The following is a 13,028-nucleotide window of genomic DNA, read 5'->3' on the forward strand; positions in this document are numbered from 1 at the left end:
AGGTACTTAGTGGTGCAGCGACTCTACGGCTTGTGGCTCTGACGCGGCTTTCGGGATATTGCCATAACGTTTTGCGTAGAGTGCCGTGATTATCGGAACCAGAATCGCCGTCACAATGACTGACGCGGCCACCAGTGCTGTCGCGGATGCTGCAACAGGCTCGAATGACGGGTTAATCTGCGCAATGATCATGGGGTTTGCCACCGCCGCTCCGGCGGCGGAAGAGGCCGCAACACCGGCAGTACCATTCCCTCCTCCAATCATGCGGTCAGCGATAATCAGCGGAATACCGGTGATGATGATTACCGCCACACCCAGCACGATACCCAGCAGGCCAGTATCCATAATCACGTTCAGATTGATGGTGTTACCCAGCGCAAAGCCGAAGAACGGAATCAGAACTGGCGTCGCTTTGCTGAAGAAATCACGCAGGTCGGTATCGAGGTTGCCCAGGGCAAAACCGATCAGGAACGGCAGGACGGCACCGACAAAATGGTGCGGTTCGAACGATGCCAGGCCAGCAGAACCCAGGATGAGCATGGTGACCAGCGGGCCAGACTCCAGGGACATCAGCACGAATGCGCCGGACTCTTCTTTGGTGCCGTATTGATTCATCAGGCTGGCATAGAGGCCGCCGTTGGTCATGTCCATCGCGGATACGATCGCCAGCACCGAGAGCCCTGCGAAGAAGCCAGTCTGAATACCATTCTCAGGAATAAACATGGCGCAAACCATAGCGACAACCCATGCGACGGCAATTTTGGTGAGAACCAGCGTACCGGATTTGCGTAAAACGGTGCCGGTTGCACGCAAATTAATGGATGCGCCAATACAGAAGAACCAGACCGCCAGAATCGGTACCGTACCGCTTATCATACCTTTGGTAAATCCGCCGAAATAAGCCCCTGTATTGGGTGCCAGCGTATTTAATATTGCGCCAAGTACCAGTGGAACCAGCATCATCCCGCCAGGGATGCGTTCGATTGTGGCTTTAATTTTCATGATAAATCCTCACATCTTATCTCGCGGTGCTGGCGGACAAGTCAGGTAAAAAATGCTGAGTCAATTCAACGTATTGTGAATTTAAACCGTCTGGCGTTCCGATTGTTATTACCTGAATCGTTAACAGTTTTACCTTTTAAACGATCGGGGCAATGCACCCGGAGCGGCGTGTTCGGACGTATCATGCGATCATTGGAATTATGATTCAATGAAAATAAAACAGTGTTTTAGTTATCTCGATCACATATTTTTGTAAACGCGTGTCTACATTATTGGTAATTAAAATTGCTGTGAATTGAATGTGAATGAATGTGATGTGTTTTTCTATTTTTTGAGAAAGTATTAACGCATGGAAGAATTTTACTGACGGTGAGATAAGGACGAAGCATTTAACCCCTTTTTACGTTTGCTGACCGCACCTGACATAACCCTAAAATATATGTGAAGTTGATCACGAATTTAAACGCTGGTAGGGTAAGAAAGTCATTAACTGCCCATCAGGCGTCAACAGGTTCGGTTGTATCGACGCAAAACGTCAATGTAAGTAAACCTGCTACGCTTGAATAAGGTGATTCGCATGAGGCGAATGACTGGTTCACAGACCGCAAGAAGATCTGTGGTAGGGACAGGGCTAAGTCTACGAGGAAAGGTATGCTTAAAAGGAAAAAGGTAAAACCCATTACGCTACGTGATGTGACCATCATTGATGATGGCAAACTGCGTAAAGCTATTACCGCTGCATCGTTGGGTAATGCAATGGAGTGGTTCGATTTTGGTGTATACGGCTTTGTCGCCTATGCGTTAGGTAAAGTATTCTTCCCAGGTGCCGATCCCAGCTTGCAGATGATTGCAGCGCTCGGTACTTTCTCCGTTCCCTTCCTGATTCGTCCCCTTGGCGGCCTGTTCTTCGGCAGGCTCGGCGATAAATATGGTCGCCAAAAGATACTGGCTATCACGATTGTGATTATGTCGATCAGTACCTTCTGTATAGGTCTGATCCCGTCCTACGCCACTATCGGTATATGGGCACCGATTTTGCTGCTGCTGTGTAAGATGGCGCAGGGCTTTTCCGTTGGTGGTGAATATACCGGTGCGTCGATCTTCGTCGCGGAATATTCCCCGGACCGTAAACGCGGCTTTATGGGCAGCTGGCTGGACTTTGGTTCCATTGCCGGGTTCGTGCTGGGTGCGGGCGTAGTGGTACTGATTTCTACCGTCATCGGTGAAGAGAACTTCCTCGAATGGGGCTGGCGTATACCGTTCTTTATGGCGTTGCCGTTAGGCGTGATTGGCCTGTATCTGCGTCATGCATTAGAAGAGACCCCGGCGTTCCAGCAGCACGTTGAGAAACTGGAGCAGGGCGATCGCGAAGGCTTGCAGGAAGGCCCGAAAGTCTCCTTCATCGAGATTGCAACCAAGCACTGGCGTAGCCTGTTGACCTGTATTGGTCTGGTGATTTCGACCAACGTCACCTACTACATGTTGCTGACGTACATGCCGAGCTACCTGTCGCACAACCTGCACTACTCCGAAGATCACGGTGTGCTGATTATTATCGCCATCATGGTGGGTATGCTGTTTGTGCAGCCGATTATGGGCCTGCTGAGCGACCGCTTTGGTCGTCGCCCGTTCATTATAATGGGCAGTGTGGCGTTGTTTGCTCTGGCCATCCCGGCCTTTATTCTGATTAACAGCAATGTGCTGGGGCTGATATTTGCGGGCCTGCTGATGCTGGCGGTGATCCTGAACTGCTTCATCGGGGTGATGGCGTCTACGCTGCCAGCGATGTTCCCAACGCATATTCGTTACAGTGCGTTGGCGGCGGCGTTTAATATCTCCGTACTGGTTGCCGGTTTGACGCCGACCATTGCCGCATCACTGGTCGAAAGTACGCAGAACCTGATGATGCCAGCCTATTATCTGATGGTGGTGGCGGTAATTGGTCTGCTGACTGGCCTGACCATGAAAGAGACCGCTAATCGTCCGCTTAAAGGCGCGACGCCTGCGGCATCGGATATCCAGGAAGCGAAAGAGATCCTGCGCGAGCACTACGACAATGTTGAGCAGAAGATTGATAACATTGACGTGGAGATTGAGGAGCTACAGAAGAAACGTTCTCGGCTGGTGGATCAGCATCCACGCATTAACGAGTAAGACGAAGAACCCGCCGCCACGGCGGGTTTTTTTATACCCCGCGTTGTTTTGGCCCTGTCATAAAACAGTAAAAAAAATGCCATTTTGGGTGGTGTCTAAATTGACAGCCTGAAACGTTCCGACTAATTTTATATTCGAGCACCTACTATTTTAAGTAGGTTGACAGACATAAACTATTTTAAAAATAAAATCTCAAATATTGAGAATAACTTTTTCATTATCTCTATCCTTGGGTGAGTCAATGAAATATTCACAGCAAAACTCGACGTTATTCGTCGTGACCAAGCCATCGTTGCAGGCGAAGGCATTGGTTAAGTTATTATCATCTTCATTACCGGTCACAGCAGTATTACATAATATTACGCACCCCTTCGTTGTACCGCCTGATAATGCGCTGATCTTGTATGACAGGACGGCAACCAACGAAAAGTGTGATTTAAGATGGCAGTGCTACCTGAAAAAAATCCCTACCTCCTTCAAGCTGTTGCTCATTGATCATGTTAAGGACGAGCAATCAGATCATATCTTTGACTGGCCTTCCGTTCGCGGGCTTTTTTGCATGGCGGACGATCATCACAGCCTTATTCATGGCATCAATAAGGTGCTGCAAGATGAATCCTGCTTATCCGATAATTTAAATAAACGCTTCCAGGACAGGAAAACATGGCCGTATGCTTATACGTTATTAACCGAGCGTGAAAAGGTGGTATTACTGGCGTTGCGTGATGGAGCGACTAACGATCAGATTGCTGACACTCTGTTTATTAGTAAGCTAACGGTAAAGGCGCATCTTTATAATATCTTTAAAAAAATCGCGGTTAAAAATAGAGTCCAGGCCATGCTCTGGGTAAATGAAAATCTGAATCATTAATTTTAACGCTGCCGAATTTTCGCATTGTTAATCTTCCGTTAATCCTTCGCCGCTTTTCCCTTTTTCCCAGGCGACGCGGCGATGGAACATTTTTTTCATCGCCCGTCCAAGCGTGTTGAACCAGCCGGTTGGACGCGGGTCGGCAAGCATGCTTAGGGCGCGGGCGTAATCCAGTACCAGACCTGGCGTCCAGGCCATCGTTTCTGCACGTTTGCGTAGCTGTAGCGCCACCCAGAGTTCGGGCGTGGACATCAGTTTTCCCATTGCCAGCCAGAAACCGCGCGATTGCCATAATCTTCCGACCGAGCCTTCAAGCGCGGCTTCCAACGCGCGTGCCACGCTGCTGGAACAGTTACGGTGCGTCAGGTTATAGGATTCGTTTTTACGGTAATTTTCCCAGAAAGCCTGTAGACGCGCTTCGCTGTAGTTTCGGATGCGCACTTTTCGCGTTGAGGGACACCATTTTACCGACTCGGTGGCGTAATCGGGTTGAAACTCACCCGGCACGTTATTCTCCGGCGTGGCACGTAAAAGGCGGGCGAAGGCATCAGGGGAACGATCGATCAGAACGGCGGGGTATAAGCTGATGTAGATCCCGCCAGGCGATTCCAGTGCGGCGTGCCCCGTCGAAATCACGCCGTTAACATCGACGGCTGCAATATAACGGCTGATGACCGGCCGGGGGATGGCTTCTCCCGGCGCTGAACCAACGGGTGTCCAGACGTGGATGGTGAGCGCTTTTTCATCATCTTCGGGCGGCCCATCCCATTCGACCACGGCGGGCGGATGGGTGTCTGCTTCTTCCATATACTCCTCTCCCTTCAGGCCTGGATTGGCAGCCGCCAGCCTGACACGGTTGGCGAGGATAAACATATTCCAGCCTGCAAAGGCCAGGCCTAACCCCAGACAATAAGGTACGGTTCCGGAATAGTGGGAGGGCCAGGGCTGGAAAAAGAAGATGGCTAACGCAATCTCCACAATCCCGCCCCACATTGCGGGTCGCCAACGCCGGTAGCGCACCACGATTGCTGAAGCAATTTGCAGCGTGCCATCGAGCAAGAACAGCGTGCCAAAAATCATCGCCAGAATGAAGTTTCCATCATGGTTACCGACAAGAATCAGGATGGCAGCCAGCGAAAATGTCGCGCCTTTCACGTAGCGTAACAGGCGTTGTCCGCCCATGCCGCTGTGCGCCACCATCAGCGTGGCGAAGCCTTCAAAGAGCAGCAAACAGGCAAAGGGCTCGATGGGGAAAAACAGTACGCCATCCATCGCGTCGATAAAAATGACGACGCCAGCGATGAGTGTTAGCCAGCCGAAACGACGAAGCCCGCGCCAGTGCGAACGCAAAAAATCCACGCCAAGCAAAATCAGGGTCAGTCGCATCATGAGTGTATTTCCAGAATAAACCTCCCACATTTATAGTTCACACGCTGAATGAGTGCGTTATGAATTGTGTGTGGGAGGTGGCGATTCCAGGTCAGTTATAGCAGGCGGGCGAGTTGGCGTTGATGGTAGCGCCCAAGGATCAGCACCGTTGTCAGCGCACCGAGCAGAGCGCAGAACATGTCTGACTGGGTATCCCACGGATCGCCCTGGGTGCCCAGAAAATCATCTGCGCCTTGCCCCATCGCCAGTGCTGCCCACCATTCGATCAACTCGTAAGTCGCGCTAATGGCTAGGGCAATACAGCACACCAGAAAACCTGTCATTTTGCGCCCGTTAACGTAACCGCCACGCAGCAGTATTTCCCGAGCGGCCAGCGCAGGGACGAGTCCCTGAAAAAAGTGCCCCAGCTTGTCGTACGGATTGCGGCTGAGATTGAACATTTCCTGTACGTCAAATCCAATCGGCACTTTGGCGTAGGTGTACATACCCCCCACCATCAGGACGATCGCGTGAAGGAAAATCAGGGTGTAAAGCAGAGGCGTGAGCGGATAACGCTTATGGGTGGCGAGCAGCAGCGGAACAATAATGACAACTGGCGTGACTTCCATAAGCCAGGTCATGCGATCGCGGGTCAACAGGCCGGTATAAATTAGAATCAGCAGCAAAAGTAACGCGCCGCCTTTTAACACAGAGGAGAGGGCAAATTGGGTCATAGCATTTTACTTATCGGCAAAATGACTACTATCGACTCGCGTTGAGGAAAACTCAATATTTTGCGCAGTACGAAAAAAAACGGAGCCATGCATGGCCCCGTTTCACACTAACAACGATTAGAACATTTTGCGTAAGCGCAGGCTGAAGGTGTGCGCCTGATAGCGCTCGCCCGCTTGCAGGTCGTAGCGCGCGTCAAAGCTCAGTTCATTCGCATCATACAATGTGCTACCGATAGCCAGGCCGGCCATGTCAGCCACAGGCGATGCCCCTTTGGTGATAAAGCTGGTTTCACCAATGGTATCGGCAGCGTAGCTTGCCCTGCTGCTGACCTGACGATCGTCATACTGGTGGATCCACGAGACCTGCGCGAATGGCGTCAGGTTGCCAAGGCCAGTTGCGAAGGTTTTCTCGAGGCGAGCACCGATATCGCTCACTACGGACTGGGAGTGAATGCTTTCAACATCCAGAGCCATGCCGTTGCCGCCCGTTTCTTTATAACCATCAACGTGCTGATAACCATAAGTCAGGCTCGCCAGCGGCGTCAGGACGATGTTTGCTGGCAGGGTGAACGGATAACCGAATTCCGTTTGCAACGTGATTGACTGACCGTTGAACTTACCCTTTGCTGCGCCGGAGAAGCCGGTGAAGTCAGCACGACGAACAGAGCTGTAGTTCTGACGGTTTACGCCAGCGGAAAGGTTCAGGTACCACGGATCGCCGGTGTAGCCTGCGTAACCGATCACGCCATAGTTGTCGGCGGTCGAGGTATTGCCGCTTAGGTTGTCTTTACCGTGGACGGAGGTGTTGCTGTAGTTCACTGCCGCACCCAGACGCCAGTCGTCGCCAAGCGCGCGGTCCGCGCCGAGGATCAGACCACCAAATTTCGCGGTGTAACCACTGACATCATCCGTGCTGCCCTGACGAGCATAGCCGCCAAACGGTTGACCCCAGACAATCCAGCTGCTGGCGTAATCGTCACCCGTTGCGACGCCACTGGTGCCTGAAGTGCCAGGGGCGCGGACGGCGTCAATGTGCGCACCTACGACGGCCTGAGCGGTAGAGGTTGCGACGGTGGCCGCTGAACTGGTGTTGATATTCTGCCCTGGGGACAGACGTTCGCCGACTCGATTGGCTTCACTTTTGCTATCGATCGCTAATGAGGCGTTATAAAGCTCAAGCAGTTGTGGGGAAGCGATTCCTGAATAACTCGCCAGACCGCCCAGTGCCGCTGTGGCGCTAGGGATGGTTGCCAGAACCGGTTTGGCAGGCGTAGGGTCAGTCGGCGGAGTCACAACTGGAGGCGTCACAACTGGAGGCGTCACAACTGGAGGCGTCACAACTGGTGGAGTCACAACCGGTGGAGTCACAACCGGCGGAGTCACAACCGGCGGCGTCACAACGGGTGGAGTCACAACAGGTGGAGTCACAACGGGTGGCGTCACAACAGGTGGAGTCACAACGGGTGGCGTCACAACGGGTGGAGTCACAACGGGTGGCGTCACAACCGGTGGAGTGACAACCGGTGGCGTCACAACAGGTGGAGTGACAACTGGCGGCGTCACAACCGGTGGAACCACAACTGGCTCAGCGCCAACGGTAAGTACTAGCGCTTTATTGGCACCATCCGCATAGACTGCTCCCGTTACCGCACCGTTATAGCCAACAGCCTGGTAGTTTAGGTTCTGTGCATTGTAATCGGTATCCGCCCCCGCAGCGCTTATCACCACGTAACGCTGACCTTCAGCGAAACGATAGGTGCTACCCGTGCGCAGCAGTTTAACGTTGGATCCCGCGTCAACGATCGCGTTGCCGGTGACGTTCAAGCGACCATAACCGGTATCCGCAATCAGCTCATCGCCTAAGGTGGTGAGATCTGAGATCCCCGAGATAAGCGTAGCAGCCGCTTTCTGATGGTAATCACCCGAAATTGTGATGTGATTATTCACCTGCAATGAGGCGGCATCGTTCATAACGGCACTGGCAATAACATGATCGTCCAGAAGTACTGAACCGTTGCCAAAGACGACATTCGAGCGTGAACTGGTGATAGTGCCGATACCATTGATTCCGGTTAGCGTACCGGTTGCGGTAGTCCCGCCATTAATTTTTAGTGGCGTAGCGCTGGTGGAATAAATATCGCCTGTGACGAGCCCCGTGTTGGTTAGCGTGACGTCAGTGTTGGCAGACGCATCGCTATAAACATACAGGGCGTAGGTGTTAGCGCTCAGCTCACCGTTATTCACGATGACAGTTGATGGGTTCAGATTACTGTAGCTCGACAGATAAATACCGCTGTAACCGCCGCTGATCAAACCGTTGTTAATGATATTTCCGATAGCCGTCCCGCTGGAACTGTTCGCAAAAATGCCATAACCGTCTGCGGTGATCTGACCATTGTTCTCAATAGTATCAATGGTGTTGTGGTTGGTGATGCCGTATGAACTGCCTTTAATAACACCATCGTTAATAAGGGTATTGATTGTGCCCCAGTTAAAAATTCCCGCACTGTCAAAGAAATTGAGATCGCCAGTTTGAATAGTGCCGGTATTGTGGAGTGTGCCAATAATTCCGTTATTGTAAATTGCCCCATTTTGCCCAGGGAACATGCCAAAGTCGCTGGTGTCAGAGGTGATCACACCGGCATTCAATAAGTTATCAATGGTCCCCTGATTGCTGATCCCGCGGTATCCGGTAATTGTGCCATCAACGGTATTGGTAAATTCACCCATCTTTCCCGCATTACTGATTGCGCCAACATCGTAAAGGCCAAAGTTATAATTATCGGGGGCATTTTTAATTGTGCCGCTATTGATAAATGTCTCTACGACGCCCGAGGCGCTTAGCGAAACGATACTGCCATAATGATAGCGATTATTACTGGAAATTATCCCGGCGTTAGTTAATGTCTCTACCGTTCCATCAATCTGGACAATATTATTGTTCGAATTGGTAGTGTTGTCGCCTGAGTCGCTGATCACACCCTCGTTGGTGAGAGTGCTTACGATGGCGCTCTGGTTGACATTAAGCGCTGTAGTCGGAGCGCCGGTCAGTGATCCGGTGTGGGTGATATGAACCAGCGGGTTTGAATTAATGACCTGAAGATTATTTGAAGCGTTGTCGATAACAATGCCAGAGATAGCAAAGGCATTATTCACTAAAAACGCCTGTGCTGCCGTTGAAGCCACCAGCAGAGAAATCAGCTGGCTGAGGTGTTTCTTTTCCATGGTATACCGTCACGATGTTGCGAAAGATGTTATTGCAGATGAGTGTGTCTTCGGATTAATCCGATATTATTCGGGCGCAGAATATCGATTCTGCAAAAGAAAACAATAAGGATTTCTTAATTATTACGCGATAAAACAATGCCACTTTTATTATGTGGATTTTAATTTAAGTTAGGGTGGGCGGCGATTTGTGGGTTACAAAGAATATATTCTTAGCAGTCGTATTGATTAATTTATCTTTTTTATTCGTCGGCTGTGTTTCTGAAGATCCACGAGTACGAGCAGATACCCTGGCTACGCGCGCTGGTCTGATCAGCGAAAATTTACAAACTAAAAACTTCACTATCAGATCATGGAGCCGAATAACGCCCCCGGTTCATTCATTACGTGTGTACATCGAAGGAGACGGCTTTGCATGGAAAAGCCGTACGTTACCCTCTGACAACCCTACGCCGCGTAATCCGCTAGGGTTGGCCATGGCCGCATCAGATATCCATGTAAACGTGCTTTATCTGGCGCGCCCCTGCCAGTTTGTCACTCCTTTGCCCAGCCATTGCAGCGTGAACTGGTGGACGAACGATCGTTTCTCACCTGACGTCATTGGAGCCATGAATGATGCTCTTGATCAGATTGTGAAACGCTTTCCCGGCGTGACGCTCGAAATGGTGGGGTATTCGGGGGGTGGGAATATCGCGGCTTTACTCGCCGAACGGCGCGGTGATGTGCGCTCGTTGCGTACCGTTGCAGGCAATCTGGACGTTGCGTATGTCAACGCGCAGCATCATGTCACCGCAATGCCAGCGGCTATTAGCGCTATCGATAAGGCTTCCTCACTTCGCACGCTTGCGCAAATACATTACACCGGTGAAAAAGACAACACCGTTTCGCCCGCTGTTGCTCGGCGCTTTCAGCAGGCGGTTGGTGGAAAATGTGCCCAGGTTGATGTTGTCAGTGGGATGTCGCATGGATCGGACTGGGCGGCGATCTGGCCACAACTGTTAGCTCAGGAAGAGCCGAAATGCTGATAAGGGCAATCTTCACGGTAAGATTATTTAGCGCCGCTTAAGTATAAAGTTAGCCTTTTAGAGTCATGGAAAATATTTTTATTTTTTCACCTCATTTACTCACGACGGGCTTCACAATTTTCGCGCAGTGTCATAATTCGGACTTTTCAGGTAACCGGTTATTTTTTAATCCTTTTTACTCTTAAGCTAAATTGAATGTTTATCGTCCAGCCCTATCCTATAAGGTGTGTAGGGATTAAGATAAGAAATTTCTTATATATCAGTGGGATGATCTTTCTTTTGTAAATCCATTGCTGTAACATTGTGTTACATGTTTTTGTTTCCCATCGTCTTGTCAACATTTCTACACTCCTCTCAATAGGTCTTATCCTAAATTTTTAAAGTCGAATTTTAGACCTATAACATTGTGTCATGCTTGCTAGTGAATGGAATGTGCTCGCTTTTGACCCCCGGATTTTGATTTGCGTCGGATGACGTAAGCAGGGACGTTGTTTTGGCAGGGTAAGCCTTTCTTATTAATTTCTCTCTGGCATTGACCGCTTCTATTACTCCATAGAACAGGGACAGCTATGTCTAACTCCTATCAGTCCGAGATCCCCAAAGCCCGCGTCAATATTCAGTTAAGCCTGCACACCGGTGGCGCGCAGAAGAAAGTTGAATTACCCCTCAAGCTGGTTGTCGTGGGGGATTACAGCAACGGCGAAGAGCAGCGTCCGGTTTCTGAGCGTGAAAAGGTCAACGTCAATAAAAATAACTTCGACAGCGTGCTGGCCGAATTTTCGCCTTCCGTAAAACTCTCTGTAGAAAATACGCTTGCCAACGATGGCAGCGAAGAGGCCGTCTCTCTGACCTTCCGCGACATGAAAGACTTCACGCCGGAACAGGTCGCCCGCCAGATCCCTCAGCTTAAAGCCATGCTCGCCATGCGCAATCTCCTGCGCGACCTGAAAGCCAATCTGCTGGATAACCAGGCATTCCGTAAAGAACTGGAAAAAATCCTGCTTGACCCAGCGCTTAGCGCTGAACTGCGCAGTGAGCTGTCTGCCCTGGCGCCGAAACAAGCATAACGGTCGCGATATTTAACGGATTAATAAGAGAAGATGCTGATGTCTGTAAAAAATGAAAATGCCGCTGGCGGCGAAAGCGTAGTGCTGGAACGTCCTGAAACAGTGGGTGTGTACGCCTCCCTTTTTGAAAAAATCAATTTAAGCCCGGTTTCTGAACTGAGCACGCTGGATATCTGGCAGGATGCGCAGGCCATGTCTGACGCCACGGCAGATGAACGCCTGACGGCGGGTATGCAGGTGTTCCTGGAGTGCCTCAGCAAAGCTGGCGTTAAAGTCGATAAGTTGGACAAAAACCTGATTGACCATCATATCGCGGAACTCGACTACCAGATCAGTCGCCAGCTTGATGCGGTCATGCACCATGAAGAGTTTCAGGCCGTTGAGTCGCTGTGGCGTGGTGTAAAATCGCTGGTGGATAAAACCGATTTCCGCCAGAACGTCAAAATTGAGCTGCTCGATCTGTCGAAAGAGACCCTGCGCCAGGACTTTGAAGATGCGCCTGAAATCATTCAAAGTGGGTTATACAAGCATACTTATATCGATGAATACGACACCCCAGGCGGCGAACCTATCGGTGCGCTGATCTCCTCGTATGAGTTTGATGCCTCAGCACAAGACGTGGCGCTGCTGCGTAATATTTCCAAAGTATCTGCTGCGGCCCACATGCCGTTTATCGGCTCCGCTGGCCCGAAATTCTTCCTGAAGGATTCAATGGAAGAAGTGGCGGCCATCAAGGATATCGGTAACTACTTTGACCGCGCCGAGTACATCAAGTGGAAATCATTCCGCGATACCGATGATTCCCGTTATATCGGTCTGGTGATGCCGCGCGTGCTGGGCCGTCTGCCGTATGGCCCGGACACCGTACCTGTACGCAGCTTTAACTATGTTGAAGAGGTCAAAGGACCCGAGCACGACAAATACCTCTGGACTAACGCGTCATTCGCCTTCGCGGCAAACATGGTGCGCAGCTTTATCAATAATGGCTGGTGCGTCCAAATCCGTGGCCCGCAGGCCGGCGGGGCGGTACAAGATCTGCCGATCCACCTGTACGATCTCGGCACCGGTAATCAGGTGAAAATCCCGTCTGAGGTGATGATCCCAGAAACCCGTGAGTTTGAATTTGCCAACCTGGGCTTTATCCCGCTGTCGTACTACAAAAACCGCGACTACTCGTGTTTCTTCTCGGCGAACTCCACCCAGAAGCCAGCGCTGTATGAAACGGCCGATGCAACCGCAAACAGCCGCATCAACTCCCGTCTGCCATACATCTTCCTGCTGTCCCGTATCGCGCACTATCTGAAACTCATTCAGCGCGAAAACATCGGTACCACCAAAGACCGCCGCCTGCTGGAGTTGGAGCTCAATACCTGGGTGCGCAGTCTTGTCACCGAGATGACCAATCCGGGCGATGACCTGCAGGCTTCTCACCCGCTGCGTGATGCGAAAGTGGTCGTGGAAGACATCGAAGATAACCCGGGCTTCTTCCGCGTTAAGCTCTTCGCGATCCCGCACTTCCAGGTGGAAGGCATGGACGTAAATCTGTCCCTGGTCTCGCAAATGCCGAAGGCGAAATCCTAAC

9 protein-coding genes are annotated in these 13,028 nt (G+C 51.0%); 5 read left to right on the forward strand and 4 right to left on the reverse strand.

All coding sequences use genetic code 11. From position 1 onward, the window contains the following. Window positions 1-6 precede the first annotated feature (6 nt). Window positions 7-1,002 (reverse strand): 2-keto-3-deoxygluconate transporter, encoded by a 996-nt coding sequence (kdgT, locus tag AC6EMZ_RS19540; RefSeq protein WP_498404414.1) that lies wholly within the window; start codon window positions 1,000-1,002, stop codon window positions 7-9. Window positions 1,003-1,653: 651 nt separating this feature from the next. Between kdgT and proP the strand changes: the two genes are divergently transcribed. Continuing rightward, window positions 1,654-3,156, forward strand: a complete 1,503-nt coding sequence (gene proP / locus AC6EMZ_RS19545) for a glycine betaine/L-proline transporter ProP (protein WP_498404415.1) — start codon at window positions 1,654-1,656, stop codon at window positions 3,154-3,156. Between the two features lie 241 nt (window positions 3,157-3,397). After that, a complete protein-coding gene (locus AC6EMZ_RS19550; RefSeq protein WP_498404416.1) occupies window positions 3,398-4,027 on the forward strand; it encodes a LuxR C-terminal-related transcriptional regulator in 630 nt (209 codons plus the stop codon). A 27-nt stretch (window positions 4,028-4,054) separates the two neighbouring features. On the opposite strand, the gene AC6EMZ_RS19555 is transcribed toward AC6EMZ_RS19550, so the two are convergent. From AC6EMZ_RS19555 to AC6EMZ_RS19565, 3 genes are all read right to left on the reverse strand, one after another. Continuing rightward, window positions 4,055-5,416 (reverse strand): HdeD family acid-resistance protein, encoded by a 1,362-nt coding sequence (locus tag AC6EMZ_RS19555; protein WP_498404417.1) that lies wholly within the window; start codon window positions 5,414-5,416, stop codon window positions 4,055-4,057. Between the two features lie 95 nt (window positions 5,417-5,511). Next, window positions 5,512-6,129, reverse strand: a complete 618-nt coding sequence (locus AC6EMZ_RS19560; protein ID WP_498404418.1) for a DUF2238 domain-containing protein — start codon at window positions 6,127-6,129, stop codon at window positions 5,512-5,514. Window positions 6,130-6,246: 117 nt separating this feature from the next. Continuing rightward, window positions 6,247-9,354 (reverse strand): autotransporter family protein, encoded by a 3,108-nt coding sequence (locus AC6EMZ_RS19565; protein WP_498404419.1) that lies wholly within the window; start codon window positions 9,352-9,354, stop codon window positions 6,247-6,249. Between the two features lie 389 nt (window positions 9,355-9,743). Between AC6EMZ_RS19565 and AC6EMZ_RS19570 the strand changes: the two genes are divergently transcribed. The 3 genes from AC6EMZ_RS19570 (at window position 9,744) to tssC (ending at window position 13,027) form a co-directional block, all read left to right on the forward strand. Then, window positions 9,744-10,379, forward strand: coding sequence for an alpha/beta fold hydrolase (locus AC6EMZ_RS19570; RefSeq protein ID WP_498404420.1), 636 nt, complete (start codon window positions 9,744-9,746; stop codon window positions 10,377-10,379). A gap of 569 nt (window positions 10,380-10,948) precedes the next feature. Continuing rightward, a complete protein-coding gene (gene tssB, locus AC6EMZ_RS19575) occupies window positions 10,949-11,446 on the forward strand; it encodes a type VI secretion system contractile sheath small subunit (protein ID WP_498404421.1) in 498 nt (165 codons plus the stop codon). Window positions 11,447-11,479: 33 nt separating this feature from the next. Further along, window positions 11,480-13,027 (forward strand): type VI secretion system contractile sheath large subunit, encoded by a 1,548-nt coding sequence (gene tssC, locus AC6EMZ_RS19580; protein ID WP_498404422.1) that lies wholly within the window; start codon window positions 11,480-11,482, stop codon window positions 13,025-13,027. Window position 13,028: the final 1 nt, after the last annotated feature.

Source organism: Enterobacter sp. SCRI0065, assembly GCF_059766475.1.

Coding starts and splice junctions, on each gene's coding strand:
- AC6EMZ_RS19555 (WP_498404417.1), bottom strand. CDS start 5,416: ATGATGCGACTGACCCTGATTTTGCTTGGCGTGGATTTTTTGCGTTCG.
- tssC (WP_498404422.1), top strand. CDS start 11,480: ATGCTGATGTCTGTAAAAAATGAAAATGCCGCTGGCGGCGAAAGCGTA.
- AC6EMZ_RS19550 (WP_498404416.1), top strand. CDS start 3,398: ATGAAATATTCACAGCAAAACTCGACGTTATTCGTCGTGACCAAGCCA.
- AC6EMZ_RS19560 (WP_498404418.1), bottom strand. CDS start 6,129: ATGACCCAATTTGCCCTCTCCTCTGTGTTAAAAGGCGGCGCGTTACTT.
- tssB (WP_498404421.1), top strand. CDS start 10,949: ATGTCTAACTCCTATCAGTCCGAGATCCCCAAAGCCCGCGTCAATATT.
- AC6EMZ_RS19565 (WP_498404419.1), bottom strand. CDS start 9,354: ATGGAAAAGAAACACCTCAGCCAGCTGATTTCTCTGCTGGTGGCTTCA.
- kdgT (WP_498404414.1), bottom strand. CDS start 1,002: ATGAAAATTAAAGCCACAATCGAACGCATCCCTGGCGGGATGATGCTG.
- proP (WP_498404415.1), top strand. CDS start 1,654: ATGCTTAAAAGGAAAAAGGTAAAACCCATTACGCTACGTGATGTGACC.